This is a genomic window from Pseudodesulfovibrio karagichevae (genome assembly GCF_041414475.1).
In the GTDB taxonomy this organism is placed as follows: domain Bacteria; phylum Desulfobacterota; class Desulfovibrionia; order Desulfovibrionales; family Desulfovibrionaceae; genus Pseudodesulfovibrio; species Pseudodesulfovibrio karagichevae.
In genome coordinates, this window is record NZ_JBGLYH010000012.1 from 23,525 (window position 1) to 37,537 (window position 14,013).

Genomic DNA, 14,013 nt, shown 5'->3' on the forward strand with positions numbered 1-14,013 from the left:
ATGCACAAGAGAGACACGTGGAAAATTTACCCAAACGGAAGGGAGATGCATGATGGACGGGAATATGCCTGTTGACCCGGCGAAGATTCGGAAAAAGCTCCTCAAGACCCTGGAAGAATCGGCGTCCACGCTGGTTCCGTGGTTTTACGGCGACATGCCCGAATACTATTTTCAAACCCACGGCGAGGATGAGCAGATCAAGCACCTGATGGCGCTCATCTCCGGCATGGTCCGCGAGGAAAAACAGTCCATCGCCCTGCACAGCCCGTGCGGGTCCAGGGTGACGCACATCTCGCCGAGCGGGGACATGGACACCCTGGGCTGGGTGCTCAAGCAATACCGCAACAAGGACATCCAGCACGCGCGCATCTATTCCAGCCACGACGACACCATCCGGCTGGACACCTTCGTCCTCGGCCCGCAGCCGCTGTGCGCGGCGGACAACGCGGGCGTGCAGGAGGTACTGGAGAAGGCCCGCGCCGGGGAGATGGACCTCGACCCCGGCGACCTGAACGGCTTCGAACAGTTCCTCGGCTGGGTCAGCGAGGACTACATGGAGAAGTTCGAGCCCGCCCGGGCCATCCGCCACTTCAAGACCTGCGGCTGCCTGGAGAACGAGGAGCGGGTCCAGGTGCAGCTCGAAAAGGACGTCCATCCCGGTTTCGACCGCATCGGCATCGCCATGCTCCAGCCGCCGAAAAAGGGGCTGCTGCACACCATCGTCAACGTCATCGCCCGGGAGGGCATCCCCGTGGACCGGGCCTATGCCGACGAGTTCGAGCGCCCCGGCCTGCCCGCCATCTCCATCATGAGCTTCTACCTCGACCAGAACCGCGTGGACCTGGAGGAGGGCGGCTCGCAGTGGCTGCGGCTCAAGCGCCAGCTGGAGATGTGCAAATGGTTCGCGCCCCACGGCCTGGACGCCCTGGCCTACGAGGAAGGCTGGGAGCTCGGTCAGGTCATGCTCATGCAGGCCGCAGGCGAATTCGCCCACCAGTTCCTGATCCGCAAGGACCTGCACGCCTACACCTCCTCGCGCATCGTCTACGCCATCCTGAAGCACCGGGACGTGGCCGGGCTGCTCATGGAGTACTTCGACGTGCGCTGCAACCCGGCCTTCACGGGCGACCGGCCCAAGGCGGTGCGCGAGCTCCGCGACCGCGTCCGCGCGGCTATCAAGGACGTGGACAACGCCATCCACCGCGACATCCTGACCTACATCTACAAGTTCTTCCGCTACACCTTGCGGACCAACTACTACCTGGAACATAAGCTGGGCCTGAGCTTCCGCCTCGACCCGCTCATCCTGGCCCCGCTGCCGCGCAAGGAGCGGCCCTTCGGGGTGTACTGCTTCCACGGCCCATACAGCTGGGCCTTCCAGGTGCGCTACCGCGACATGGCGCGCGGCGGCGTGCGCGTGGTCCGGACCTGGAGCCAAGAGCAGTTCGAGGTGGAGTCCAACCGGCTGCTCGACGAGGTCACCAAGCTGGCCCGCGCCCAGCAGTTCAAGAACAAGGACATCCCCGAGGGCGGCTCCAAGGCCGTCATCCTGCTCGGCCCCGAGGGGGATATCGACCTGGCCATCAAGTCCATGGTCGACTCCTTCCTGGACCTGCTTGTCATCCCGGAGGGGGCCGAGGGGTTCGTCCAGCCCGGCATCGTGGACTATCTGAACCGCGAGGAGATCATCTTCCTGGGCCCGGACGAGAACATCACCCCGGCGCACATCCAGTGGATGGCGGACCGGGCGGCCCGGCGCGGCTACAAGTGGCCCAGCGCCTTCATGAGCTCCAAGCCCGGCGCGGGCATCGCCCACAAGAAGTACGGCGTGACTTCGGAAGGGGTCATCGTCTTTGCCGAGGAGTTGCTGCACACGCTGGGCATCGACCCGAGAAACCAGCCGTTCACGGTCAAGCTGACCGGCGGCCCGGCCGGGGACGTGGCCTCCAACGTCATGCGCATCCTCATGCGCGAGTACGGCGACAACGCCCGGATACTGGCTATGTCCGACGGCCACGGCGCGGTCTATGATCCGGACGGCATGGACCACGCCGAGCTGCTCCGGCTCATGGACAACGACCTGCGGACCTCGGATTTCGACCAGGCCCGGCTCAAGGGGGAGGGCGCGTTCGTGGTCACCACGGCCGAGCCCAGGGGAACGCGCATCCGCAACTCCCTGCACAACACCGTGGTGGCCGACATCTTCATCCCGTCCGGCGGCAGGCCGGACACGGTGAACATGTCCAACTGGAAGGAGTTCCTGCAAAAGGACGGCACGCCCTCGGCAAAGGGCATCGTCGAGGGGGCCAACATCTTCATCTCCACCGACGCCCGCGCCATGCTCGAAAAGGCCGGGGTCCCGGTGGTTCCGGGCCCGTCGGCCAACAAGACCGGCGTGATCTGCTCGTCCTACGAGATCCTGGCCGGGCTGATCCTGAGCGAGGACGAGTTCCTGGGCATCAAGCAGGACTACATCGCCCAGCTCCTGGACATCCTTCGGCTGCGGGCCCGGTCCGAGGCGCGCCTGCTCATGCGCGAGTACAAGCTGGCCGGAGGGCAGCGGACCATCACGCAGCTCTCCTACGCCCTGTCCGAGTCCATCAATACCCTGGCCGACCGCGTGGACGCCGTGCTCATGGAGTCCGTGGGCAGGGTGGGCGACGACCCGGAACTGGTCGAGGTCCTGTTGTCCTACTGCCCGGCCGTGTTGGTCGAGAAATACCGCGAGCGGATCGTGAACGACCTGCCGCGTCCCCACCAGCTGGCCCTGCTGGCCTCGTTCATCTCGGCCAAGATGCTCTACCAGGAGGGGTTGGGCTGGGCCGACCGGCTGGTCTCCCTGCGCGATGTGCGCGAGGTGGTCTTCGGCTACCTCGCACAGGAGAAGGTCGTGGCCGGGCTCATGGCCGAGGTGCGCGGCGCGGGCCTGGAACACGCCGAACTCATCGACCGCATCCTGGACTTCTCGGGCCGCAAGCTCCTGACCCTGGACCGCCTCGGACTGGGGTAGGGCGGACGGCGCAACGATCCCCGGCATCCCCCGCCACGGGGGTGCCGGGCTTGACAAGCGAGGTGTCAGTACGTATTGTTATAACAAATGAGTGATTATTCATGTGAGGGAAGAAATGTCGAACATCGCTTGCAGTGATACCGAGCAGCACGTAAAAAACGTCGCCGCCGCACGAGAATCCATGCTCTCCGAGCGGGAATTCCTGTTCCTTGCCGAACTGTTCAAGGCCCTGGGGGACTATACCCGCGTGCGCATTCTGTTCGCCCTGTCCATAGGCGAACTGTGCGTATGCGCCCTGGCCGAGGTCCTGGACATGTCCCAGTCGGCCATCTCCCACCAGCTCCGGCTGCTCAGAGCCGCGAAGCTGGTGCGCTACCGCAAGGAGGGCAAGAACGTCTTTTACTCCCTGGACGACGACCATGTGCGCAACCTGGTCTCCCAGGGGTTGGACCACATCAAGGAAGAGGCGTAGCCCGCCTCCTCCTTTTTTTTGTCCAGTGATATGAATAAGTATTCACATATGAATAAAACGTCTTTGTAGGTTGTTGCATGATTGATCTCATCGCCAATGTTCTGATCGAGTCCTGGCGCGTGCTGGTGGAGGCCGCACCGTACGTGCTTTTCGGGTTTTTCGTGGCCGGGCTGCTCAAGGGATTCGTGCCCGATTCGTTCATGGCCCGGCACCTGGGCGGCAAGTCCTTCGGCGCGGTGCTCAAGGCCGCCGTCATCGGCGTGCCGCTGCCTTTGTGCTCCTGCGGCGTGCTGCCCGCGGCCCTGGGGCTGCGCCGGCAGGGGGCCAGCAAGGGCGCGACCACGGCCTTCATGATTTCCACCCCCGAGACCGGGGTGGACTCCATGGCCGTGACCTACGCCCTCATCGATCCGATCATGACCGTCATCCGGCCCGTGGCCGCCTCCATCACCGCCATTTTCGCCGGGGTGCTGATCAACGCCTTCCCGGACAACAAGGCCGAACCCCAGCCCCTGGCCGGGCTGTCCGACAGCGCGGCGGCCTGCACCGGCTGCGGCTGCGGCGGCTCCTGCGCCGTTTCCCCGCCGCCCACCTTCAAGGGCCGCTTCTCGGCGGGCATGCGCTACGCCTTCGGCGAGATGATCGAGGACATCGGCCGCTGGCTCCTGGTGGGCGTGCTCGTCGCCGGGATCATCTCGGCGGCCATCCCGGCGGACGCCTTGGACCGCTGGGTGGGCACCGGCCTGTTCTCCTACCTGGCCATGCTGGTGGTGGCCATGCCGCTGTACGTCTGCGCCACGGCCTCCACGCCCATCGCGGCCTCGCTCCTGCTCAAGGGGCTTTCGCCCGGCGCGGCCCTGGTCTTCCTCCTGGCCGGTCCGGCCACCAACGGGGCGACCATCACGGTCATGCTCAAGACCCTGGGCAAGCGGGCCGCCGGGCTCTACGTGGCCTCCATCATGGTCTGCTCCCTGGCCCTGGCCTGGGCCACGGACCACCTGTACGCCGGACTCGGCCTGGACATCCGGGCCACGGTCTCGGACGTGGGCGAGCTGCTGCCCCACTGGGTGGGCGTGGCCGCCGCCGTGCTCACGGTGGCCCTGGTGGCCAAAAGCTTCCTGGGCGGACTTCTGTCCGGCGGTTCCCATTCCCACGGCGGTTGAAGCTAAGCTCGGGACCGGTCGGTTCCCGCTTTCCGGACGCGGCGGCAACGGGCTGTCGCGTCTTTCTTTTCTCGACGCATCATGCTAAAAGCCCGCCAGCAAATCCAAGGGGAATCGGAATGAAGAAAATCCTGCTCACCCTGGCCGTGATCCTGGCCCTGGCCACCACGGCCCGCGCAGAGAACATCAAGATCCGCTTCGGCATCCTGCCGGTCATAGACACCCTGCCGTTGCAGGTGGCCGAGAGGGAAGGGCTGTTCGCCGAGAACGGCCTGGACGTGACCCTGGTGCGGTTCATGTCCGCGCTGGAGCGCGACACGGCCATGCAGACCGGCCAGATCGACGGCTACTTCGGCGACCTGGTGGCCACCTATCTGCTCCTGGACCGGGGCGTGCCCATGCACATCGCCCTGACCTCCTGGCGGACCACGCCGGGCTACCCCATGTTCGGCATCGCCCTGTCGCCCGCCAACCGGGACAGGGACCTGGCCGGGATGCGGGGCCGCTCCCTGGCCCTGTCCAGGTCCACGGTCATGGAGTTCCTGGCCGACAAGCTTGAGGACCACCTCGGAGTGAAGCGCAATTATTTCGAGCGGCTGGAAGTCAAGAAAATGCCCATCCGGCTGCAGATGCTCCTGACCGACCAAGTGGATTCCGCGCTCCTGCCCGAGCCGCTGCTCTCCCTGGCCCGGCTCAAGGGCGGAAACGTCCTGGCCACGGCCGAGGACCTGAACCTGCCCCTGACCGTGCTCTGCCTGCACAACCGCTATTTCGAGAACAACGGCGAGGCCTACGGCAAATTCCTGGCGGCCTACCGCGAGGCGGTCCGGCGGCTGGCCGAGACCCCGGAGAACTACCGCATGCTCATGGCCGAGGCCTGCCGCATCCCCAAGCCGCTGGTCTCCCGGTTCCCGGTCTATCCCTTCCCGGCGCCCGCGCTGCCCGCCGCCGCGGAGCTGAACGAGGTCCAGGACTGGATGATCGCCAAGGGGCTGCTCAAGAAGCGGGTGCCCCACGCCGCGGCCCTGCCTCCCGCGCACAAGTAGCCCATGCTGACCGCCGAGAACCTGGGCAAATCCTATGACGGCAAGACCGTCATCACGGATGTCTCCTTCACCCTGGAGCAGGGGGAGACACTGGCCGTGGTCGGTCCGTCCGGCTGCGGCAAGACGACCTTGCTCTATCTGCTGAGCGGCCTGGCCACGCCCGACGCCGGGCGGGCGCTGCTCGACGGCAGGCCCGTCACCGGTCCCTCTTCGGACATCTCCATCATTCTTCAGGACTACGGCCTGCTGCCCTGGCGCACGGTCATCGACAACGTGGCGCTCGGCCTCAAGATCCAGGGCGTGGGCCGCAGGGAGCGGCTCGATCGGGCGCGCGCCCAGCTGGCCGAGGTGGGCATCATCGGGCGCGACAACGACTATCCGGCCAACCTCTCGGGCGGGGAACAGCAGCGGGTGGCCATCGCCCGCGCCTTCGTCACCCGGCCCCGGCTGACCCTGCTGGACGAACCCTTTTCCTCCCTGGACGCCCTGACCCGCGAGCGGCTGCAATTGGCCCTGCTCGAGGCCTGGCAGGCGCGCCGGGTGCCCTACGTCCTGGTCACGCACTCGCTCGAAGAGGCGGTCACGCTCGGCCAAAGGATCATGGTCATGTCCGCGCGCCCGGCCAGGCCCGTGGCCGTGTTCGACAACCCCGGCTTCGGCGACGCGCGCATCCGCGACACCGAGGCGTGCTTCGCGCTTTTGAAGGAACTGCGCCACACCGTGGAGGCCCAGTGGTGAGGCCGGTCAGCGCCATTCTGCGCTACGGCCTGGTCATCCTGGTCGTGGGCGTGCTCTGGAAGCTGGCCGCCATGGCCCTGGGCGGGGTCATCCTGCCCAACCCCGAGGACGCCCTGGCGGCCCTGGGCCGGGCCATGACCACGCGGATATTCTGGGAGCACTTCGGGGTCAGCCTGTACCGTTCGGTGAGCGCCATGGCCATGGCCTGGGTCACGGCCTTTCCGCTGGGCCTGGTCATGGGCAGCGTCAAGCGCGTGGACGACATCCTGGCTCCCTTCGTCTTCCTGACCTATCCGGTGCCCAAGATCGTGCTCCTGCCCGTGTTCCTGCTCCTGCTCGGCCTGGGCGACACCTCCAAGATCGCCATGATCGCGCTCATCCTCGGCTACCAGATCCTGGTCACCACCCGCGACGGGGTGCGCTCCATCCATCCCAAGTATTTCGACTCGGTCCGCTCCCTGGGCGGCGGGAGTTGGGACGTCCTGCGCGAGGTCCTGCTTCCGGCGGCCCTGCCGCACGGGTTCACGGCCCTGCGCCTGGGCACCGGCGTGTCCGTGGCCGTTCTTTTTTTCGTTGAATCCTTTGCCACCACCAGGGGGCTGGGCTATATGATCATGGACGCCTGGGGGGCCATGGACTACCTGACCATGTTCTCCGGCATCCTCGGCATGTCGATCATGGGCGCGGCCCTGTACGAGATCGCCAACGTCATGGAGCGCAAGGCATGCAAATGGATGTTCTTGCGCGCCAAGGATTAATTCGGAGGAAACCGTTCTGCCCGTCACCAAACTCGAATTCGACGACGGCCATATGGCCAGCCAGCTCTTCGGCCCCCACGGCCAGCATCTGAAACTCCTGGGCGAACGCCTCGGCGTGCGCATCGAGAGCCGGGGCAACACCCTGATCATCCACTCCCCGGAAGGGGAGGAGAAGGGCGACCTGGCCGCCCAGGTCCTGACCCAGCTCTACGCCATGATCCGGCGCGGCAAGGCCGTGTACCCGCAGGACGTGGACTTCGCCTGCCGCATCCTCGAGCGCCAGCCCTCGGCCGACGTGTGCGAGGTCTTCAAGGGCGACGTCTACGCCACTTCGGGCAAACGGACCGTTTCGCCCAAGTCCCTGAACCAGCGGGAATATCTCGACGCCATCCGCGAGTCGGACATGACCTTCGGCATCGGCCCGGCGGGCACGGGCAAGACCTACCTGGCCGTGGCCATGGCCGTGGGCGCGCTGACCCGGCGCGAGGTCAAGCGCATCGTCCTGACCCGACCGGCCGTGGAGGCGGGCGAGAAGCTCGGCTTCCTGCCCGGCGACCTGGCCGAGAAGATCAACCCGTACCTGCGGCCGCTCTACGACGCCCTGCACGACATGCTCGATTTCGCCAAGGTCCAGGACTACCAGGAGTCCGGGGTCATCGAGGTGGCCCCGCTGGCTTTCATGCGCGGGCGCACCCTGAACGACGCCTTCATCATCCTGGACGAGGCCCAGAACACCACGCCCGAGCAGATGAAGATGTTCCTGACCCGGCTCGGCTTCGGCTCCAAGGCCGTGGTCACCGGCGATGTCACCCAGATCGACCTGCCGGTCCACGCCAAATCCGGCCTGCTCCACGCCCGGCACGTCCTCGACGGGGTCAAGGGCGTGAAGTTCATCACCTTCGACGAGAAGGACGTCATCCGCCATCCGCTGGTGGGGCGCATCGTCCGGGCCTACGACGTCCACGAGGGCAACGCGGAATGAGCGTGACCGCCCCGGTGGAGATCATCAGGGAAACCCGGCTCGACCCGAGGTTCCCCCTGTCCCGGTGCGAGCTCCGGGAGCTGGCCGCGATCCTGCTGGACGCCCTGGGGCTTACCGGCCGCACCTTCGAGCTCAAGCTGGTGGACGACCGCGAGATCGCCCGGCTCAACCGGGAGTTCCTGGGCTGCTCCGGGCCGACCAACATCCTCAGTTTTCCGGCCCATGACGAGGCCGACGCGGAAGATGCGGAAGAAACGGAATACGGCGCGGGCGGAGAGGTCGGCGAGCCCGGCGACCAGACCTTTCTCGGCGAGCTGGCCCTGTCCGTGGATGCCCTGGCCCGCGAGACCGACCTGTACGGTCAGCTCCCCCTGGAGCACCTGGCCCGGCTGCTGGCCCACGGGCTGCTCCATCTGGCCGGGTTCGACCACGGCGAGATCATGTTCGACATGACCGACGCGGCCGTGGACCGGGTCCTGGACGAATACGCCGGAGCGGCGGGGTAGTCATGCGCGGCATCAAGGGCAGACAGCTGTATCAATTGCTTTTTTACGGCGTCATCTTCGCGGTGTCGGCCGTGGGCGCGCTGGCCTACATGGGCGTGCGCGAGATCCGTCACGACGCGGCCATGGTGGCCGTGGAGAACTCGGCGCGCGGCCTGTCCGGCGCGGTCACCGTGCTTCTCAACGCGGTGCGCAACTCCAACCAGGAGATGGGCCAGGGGCTGCTCAAGAGCCTCAAGCCGGGCGCCCTGCGCAAGGAGTTCAGCGCGGTCCTCAAGGACCACCAGAACCTGGAGGCGATCCTGCTCAGCGACGGGCAGGGGCTGCGCTACCTGCTCACCCGGCGCTTCGGCGGCATGGTCGAGGCCGTGCCCGACGAGATGCATACGGTCCTGAACTGGGAGCTGCTCAAGGACGGCAAGGCCAGCGACCAGCCGTTCACCGGCTGGGCCCTGGACCTGGGCGAGGTGGACCGTACCCTGTCCAACGAATTCAGCCACCTGGACCCAGGCCAGGTCAACTGGCGCAGCGCGGGCCGGTTCCATCACGTCAAGGTGGCCTGGATCACGGCCTCCTCCCTGGTGGAGTCCGATTCGGGCCAGCGGCTCATGCTCTCCTTCGCCTTCCCGGCCGAGGCCATCCTGTCGCAGCTCAGCGAGGCCGAGCACGGCGGGGCAGAACGGATTTTCCTCTACTGGGGCGACGGCCGGGCCATGCCCGTGAGCGGGCTGGGCACCGACGTGGCCCCGGATCTGGCCGGGCAGGCGCTTCCCCCGGACAAGCTGACCGACCCGGTGGTCCGCAAGGCCGTGACCGGGCTGGCCGCCCTGGAGGACGGGACCCCCGACAAACCGTTCTCCTTCACCTCGGGCGGCGAGGTCTGGTGGACCTGGGCCATGCCCCTGTCCATCTTCGGCGACACCCTCTCCCTGGGCGTGGCCGTGCCGCGCAAGAACGTCCTGTCCACCCTGACCAGCGACTCCTTCCTCCAGGCCGGGGCCGTGGTCCTCATCCTCATGGCCTTCGGCGTGCTCTTCATCCTGCACCGCAGCCGGAGCCGCATCGAATCCCTGGGCCTGCGCCGCGAGGCCGCCGGTTCCGCCGGGGACATCCTCGACCTCATCCGGTCGGGGGAGGGCGGCAGGCTCGAATTCAAGCAGACCCTGCGCTTCAACCTCAAGTCCGGCAAGAACGGCAAGGAGATCGAGCACGCCTGCCTCAAGACCGTGTCCGCCTTCCTCAACTCCGAGGGCGGCACCCTGCTCATCGGCGTGGCCGACGACGGCACCGTGACCGGCTTCGACGAGGACAATTTCGAGAGCGACGACAAGGCCTTGCTGCACTTCAACAACCTGGTGGACCGGCACATCGGCACCGAGTTTTCGCGCTACATCGACAGCAGGGTCATCGAGATGGGGGAAAAGCGGGTCCTGCGCATCCACTGCATCCCGGCCGCGGCCCCGGCCATCCTGGACGCGGCCAAGGGCGAGGAGTTCTATGTGCGCAGCGGGCCGGCCAGCCGGTGCCTGACGCTCAAGCAGTTCCACGACTGGCTCGGCAGGCACCAGTAGCCCCGCGTCCGTGGCCCGCCTTGGTTTTCCGGGATTTCCGGCGGCCAAATTCCTTTACATTCAAATTAATATGGGCCAAACTCCATCTCTTTCCTGATATCATGGCAATCGCTGATGGAGTAAACGTACGATGCCCAAACATTTTCTGACCATTCTGGACATCCCCAGGGATGAAGTGAAGCAGGTCATCCTGCGCGCCAAGGAGATGAAGGACGCCAAGGTCCGCACCGATCTCCTGGACGGCAAGACCGTGCTGCTGATTTTCGAAAAGGCGTCCACCCGGACCCGCGTGTCCTTCGAGGTGGGCGTGCGCCAGCTGGGCGGGGACCCGGTGTTCATCGCCGCCCGCGACTCCCAGCTGGGGCGCAGCGAACCGCTCAAGGACACCGCCCGCGTCCTCTCCCGATACGCCGACGGGCTCATCGTGCGAACCTTCGGCCAGGAGAAGCTGGAAACCCTGGTCGATTACGGCGACATCCCGGTGGTCAACGCCCTGACCGACGAATACCACCCGTGCCAGGTCATGGCCGACATCCTGACCATGTACGAGCGCACCCCGGACCTGGACAAGGTCAAGGTGGCATGGGTCGGCGACGGCAACAACATGGCCCACTCCTTCATCAACGGTTCTGCCGCCTTCGGCTATGAGCTGAGTTTGGCCTGCCCCGAGGGCTACAAGCCCGACCAGGCCATCCTGGACAAGGCCGTCAGCCTCGGCGCGAAGATCACCCTGACCGACGACCCCAAGGTCGCCGTGGCCGGGGCGGACTACGTGAACACCGACGTGTGGGCGTCCATGGGCCAGGAAGAAGAGCAGAAGAAGCGCGAGGCCGCGTTTGCCGGGTACATGGTGGACGAAGCCCTCATGGGCCTGGCCGCGCCGAACGCGAGTTTCATGCACTGCCTGCCCGCCCATCGCGGCGAGGAGGTCTCCGAGGCCGTGTTCGAGTCCCCGGCCTCCATCGTCTGGGACCAGGCCGAGAACCGGCTCCATGCGCAAAAGGCGATCCTTGAGTGGATCTTTAAATAATTTCAATAAGTACGAGGAATATACAATGCAGAAGATAGACAAGGTCGTGTTGGCCTACTCCGGCGGGCTGGACACCTCCATCATTCTCAAATGGTTGAAGAACAACTACGACTGCGACGTGATCTGCATGACCGCCGATCTCGGCCAGGGCGAGGAGATGGACGGCATCGAGGCCAAGGCGCTCAAGACCGGCGCGGTCAAGGCCTACGTCGAGGACCTGCGCGAGGAGTTCGTGCGCGACTACGTCTTCCCCATGTTCCGGGCCAACGCCCTGTACGAGGGCCGCTACCTGCTGGGCACGGCCATCGCGCGGCCACTGATCTCCAAGCGCATGGTCGAGATCGCCGAGATGGAGGGCGCCCAGGCCGTCGCCCACGGCGCCACCGGCAAGGGCAACGACCAGGTCCGCTTCGAGCTGGCCACCATGGCTCTCAACCCCCGGCTGACGACCATCGCTCCGTGGCGCGAGTGGGAGCTCAAGTCCCGCACCGACCTGATCAATTTCGCCCAGGAAAACGAGATTCCCATCCCGGTCAGCCGCAAGAAACCGTGGTCCATCGACGCCAACCTGCTGCACACCTCGTTCGAGGGCGGCGAGCTGGAGGACCCGTGGAACGCGCCCGGCCCGGACTGCTACCGCAACATCACCCCGCCCGAGAAGTGCCCGGACCAGCCCGAGGAGATCACCATCGACTTCGAGGCCGGCGATCCCATCGCCATCAACTCCGTGAAGTACTCCCCGGCGGCTCTGCTGGCCAAGCTCAACGAGCTGGGCGGCAGGCACGGCATCGGCAGGGTGGACATGGTCGAGAACCGCTTCGTGGGCATGAAATCGCGCGGCGTGTACGAGACCCCCGGCGGGACCATCCTGGCCGCCGCCCACCGCGACCTGGAAGGGCTGTGCATGGACCGCGAGATGATGCACCTGCGCGACTCCCTCATTCCCAAATACGCCGAGATGGTGTACTACGGGTACTGGTTCTCGCCCGAGCGCGAGGCCTTGCAGGCCATGATCGACAAGTCCCAGGAAAAGGTCACCGGCACCGTGCGGGTCAAGCTGTACAAGGGCAACTGCGTGCCGCTGGGCCGCAAGTCCCCGTTCTCGCTTTACAACTCCGAGCTGGCCACCTTCGAGGAAGACTACGTGTACGACCAGGCCGACGCCGCCGGCTTCATCAAGCTGGTGGGCCTGCGCCTGAAGGGCCGCATGCAGCAGTCCAAATGGGGCGGGAAAGAGACCGAAGACTCCTGCGAGTAAGTTATGGCAGACAAGAAGATGTGGGGCGGGCGGTTTGCGCAAGGGACCGCCGCGTCCATGGAGGCGTTTTCCGAGTCCGTGTCCTTTGACCGGCTTCTCTACGCCGAGGATATACGCGGTTCCCAGGCCCACGCCCGGATGCTGGCCAGGCAGGGCTTCCTGGCCGCCGATGAGACCCGGACCATCTGCGACGGGCTGGACAAGGTCAGGTCCGAGATCGAGTCCGGCGCGTTCGTCTGGAAGACCGAGATGGAAGACGTGCACATGAACGTCGAGTCCCGGCTGACCGAAATTATCGGGCCGCTCGGCGGCAAGCTGCACACCGCGCGCAGCCGCAACGACCAGGTGGCCCTGGACTTCCGCCTGCACGTGGCCGCCCGGCTGGCCGCCTGGCAGCAGTACCTGGCCACGCTCGTCACGGTCTTCGTCGACCGCGCCGAGGAGCACAGGGACACCATGCTGCCCGGCTGCACCCATTTTCAGCCCGCCCAGCCCGTGACCCTGGGCCAGCACCTGCTGGCCTACTGCCAGATGTTCAAGCGCGATTTCGAGCGCGTGACCGACGCCCTGAAGCGGGTCCGGGTCATGCCGCTGGGCGCGGCGGCCCTGGCCGGGACCACCCATCCGGTGGACCCGCGCGCCGTGGCCGACGACCTCGGGCTCCCCGCGACCTTCGCCAACTCCATGGACGCCGTGTCCGACCGCGACTTCGTGCTCGAGGCCGTGTTCGCCAGCTCCCTGGTCATGGTCCACCTGTCGCGCATGTGCGAGGAGCTGATCATCTGGGCCAACCCGAATTTCGGCTACGTCAAGCTGCCCGACCAGTATTCCACGGGCTCCTCCATCATGCCCCAGAAGAAGAATCCCGACGCCTGCGAGATCATGCGCGGCAAGACCGGCCGCGTGGTCGGCTCGCTCATGGGCCTGCTCGTCCTGATCAAGGGGCTGCCCATGACCTACAACCGGGACATGCAGGAGGACAAGGAGCCGTTCTTCGACGCGGACCGCACGGTCACGGCGTCGCTGGGCATCATGGCCGACATGCTCCGGCTCATGGAGTTCGTGCCCGAAAAGATGGCCGAGACCGTCAAGCGCGGCTTCCTGAACGCCACCGAACTGGCCGACTATCTGGCCGCCAAGGGCGTGCCCTTCCGCGAGGCGCACCACATCACCGGCGCGGCCGTGGCCTATGCCGAGGGCAAGGGCGTCGGCCTGGAAGACCTCGGGCTGGACGAACTGAAGCGTTTCTCCGGCGAGATCGGGGAAGACGTCTACGCCGTGCTCGACTACTCGGCCGCCATCCGGCGGCGGATCACCCCGGGCGGCACGGGCCCCGAATCCGTGGCCGCGCAGATCGGAGCGTTGAGGGATTGGCTTGGCTCCCTGTAGGGGGTGTCCGTAATCCGAGTTTTTTTGCCGATTCACTTGATTTTTCAAACAACGGCATTACTCTAGATTTCTGAAATCGCGGCTTGCGGTTTC

The 14,013-nt window shown here is 66.0% G+C and carries 12 protein-coding genes; all 12 read left to right on the plus strand.

Annotated features, from left to right (window positions below; all coding sequences use genetic code 11):
- Nucleotides 1-64: 64 nt before the first annotated feature.
- The 12 genes from AB6M95_RS06220 to argH all read left to right on the plus strand — a co-directional run bounded on the left by AB6M95_RS06220 (nt 65) and on the right by argH (nt 13,920).
- On the plus strand, nt 65-3,010 hold the full coding sequence (locus AB6M95_RS06220) for an NAD-glutamate dehydrogenase domain-containing protein (protein WP_371385872.1): 2,946 nt from the start codon (nt 65-67) through the stop codon (nt 3,008-3,010).
- 115 nt (nt 3,011-3,125) lie between these two features.
- Nucleotides 3,126-3,482: an ArsR/SmtB family transcription factor gene (locus tag AB6M95_RS06225; protein ID WP_371385873.1), complete on the plus strand. Its 357-nt coding sequence runs from the start codon at nt 3,126-3,128 to the stop codon at nt 3,480-3,482.
- A gap of 80 nt (nt 3,483-3,562) precedes the next feature.
- Nucleotides 3,563-4,645: an SO_0444 family Cu/Zn efflux transporter gene (locus tag AB6M95_RS06230; RefSeq protein ID WP_371385927.1), complete on the plus strand. Its 1,083-nt coding sequence runs from the start codon at nt 3,563-3,565 to the stop codon at nt 4,643-4,645.
- 119 nt (nt 4,646-4,764) lie between these two features.
- Nucleotides 4,765-5,691: an ABC transporter substrate-binding protein gene (locus AB6M95_RS06235; RefSeq protein ID WP_371385874.1), complete on the plus strand. Its 927-nt coding sequence runs from the start codon at nt 4,765-4,767 to the stop codon at nt 5,689-5,691.
- Nucleotides 5,692-5,694: 3 nt separating this feature from the next.
- The gene (locus AB6M95_RS06240) at nt 5,695-6,429 is read left to right on the plus strand and encodes an ABC transporter ATP-binding protein (RefSeq protein ID WP_371385875.1); all 735 of its coding nucleotides are present in this window, start codon (nt 5,695-5,697) and stop codon (nt 6,427-6,429) included.
- Nucleotides 6,423-7,187, plus strand: a complete 765-nt coding sequence (locus tag AB6M95_RS06245; protein WP_371385876.1) for an ABC transporter permease — start codon at nt 6,423-6,425, stop codon at nt 7,185-7,187. The genes AB6M95_RS06240 and AB6M95_RS06245 overlap by 7 nt, the downstream gene beginning before the upstream one ends.
- A gap of 52 nt (nt 7,188-7,239) precedes the next feature.
- Nucleotides 7,240-8,169, plus strand: a complete 930-nt coding sequence (locus AB6M95_RS06250) for a PhoH family protein (RefSeq protein ID WP_371385877.1) — start codon at nt 7,240-7,242, stop codon at nt 8,167-8,169.
- Nucleotides 8,166-8,675 (plus strand): rRNA maturation RNase YbeY, encoded by a 510-nt coding sequence (ybeY, locus tag AB6M95_RS06255; protein WP_371385878.1) that lies wholly within the window; start codon nt 8,166-8,168, stop codon nt 8,673-8,675. The genes AB6M95_RS06250 and ybeY overlap by 4 nt, the downstream gene beginning before the upstream one ends.
- 2 nt (nt 8,676-8,677) lie before the next feature.
- Complete coding sequence (locus tag AB6M95_RS06260) at nt 8,678-10,243, plus strand: AlbA family DNA-binding domain-containing protein (protein WP_371385879.1); 1,566 nt, start codon at nt 8,678-8,680, stop codon at nt 10,241-10,243.
- Between the two features lie 130 nt (nt 10,244-10,373).
- Nucleotides 10,374-11,273: an ornithine carbamoyltransferase gene (argF, locus tag AB6M95_RS06265; RefSeq protein WP_371385880.1), complete on the plus strand. Its 900-nt coding sequence runs from the start codon at nt 10,374-10,376 to the stop codon at nt 11,271-11,273.
- 25 nt (nt 11,274-11,298) lie between these two features.
- Nucleotides 11,299-12,531, plus strand: a complete 1,233-nt coding sequence (locus AB6M95_RS06270; protein ID WP_371385881.1) for an argininosuccinate synthase — start codon at nt 11,299-11,301, stop codon at nt 12,529-12,531.
- A 3-nt stretch (nt 12,532-12,534) separates the two neighbouring features.
- On the plus strand, nt 12,535-13,920 hold the full coding sequence (argH, locus tag AB6M95_RS06275; RefSeq protein ID WP_371385882.1) for an argininosuccinate lyase: 1,386 nt from the start codon (nt 12,535-12,537) through the stop codon (nt 13,918-13,920).
- Nucleotides 13,921-14,013 lie beyond the last annotated feature (93 nt).

Coding starts and splice junctions, on each gene's coding strand:
- AB6M95_RS06270 (WP_371385881.1), top strand. CDS start 11,299: ATGCAGAAGATAGACAAGGTCGTGTTGGCCTACTCCGGCGGGCTGGAC.
- AB6M95_RS06220 (WP_371385872.1), top strand. CDS start 65: ATGCCTGTTGACCCGGCGAAGATTCGGAAAAAGCTCCTCAAGACCCTG.
- AB6M95_RS06240 (WP_371385875.1), top strand. CDS start 5,695: ATGCTGACCGCCGAGAACCTGGGCAAATCCTATGACGGCAAGACCGTC.
- argF (WP_371385880.1), top strand. CDS start 10,374: ATGCCCAAACATTTTCTGACCATTCTGGACATCCCCAGGGATGAAGTG.
- argH (WP_371385882.1), top strand. CDS start 12,535: ATGGCAGACAAGAAGATGTGGGGCGGGCGGTTTGCGCAAGGGACCGCC.
- AB6M95_RS06260 (WP_371385879.1), top strand. CDS start 8,678: ATGCGCGGCATCAAGGGCAGACAGCTGTATCAATTGCTTTTTTACGGC.
- AB6M95_RS06235 (WP_371385874.1), top strand. CDS start 4,765: ATGAAGAAAATCCTGCTCACCCTGGCCGTGATCCTGGCCCTGGCCACC.
- ybeY (WP_371385878.1), top strand. CDS start 8,166: ATGAGCGTGACCGCCCCGGTGGAGATCATCAGGGAAACCCGGCTCGAC.
- AB6M95_RS06250 (WP_371385877.1), top strand. CDS start 7,240: ATGGCCAGCCAGCTCTTCGGCCCCCACGGCCAGCATCTGAAACTCCTG.
- AB6M95_RS06225 (WP_371385873.1), top strand. CDS start 3,126: ATGTCGAACATCGCTTGCAGTGATACCGAGCAGCACGTAAAAAACGTC.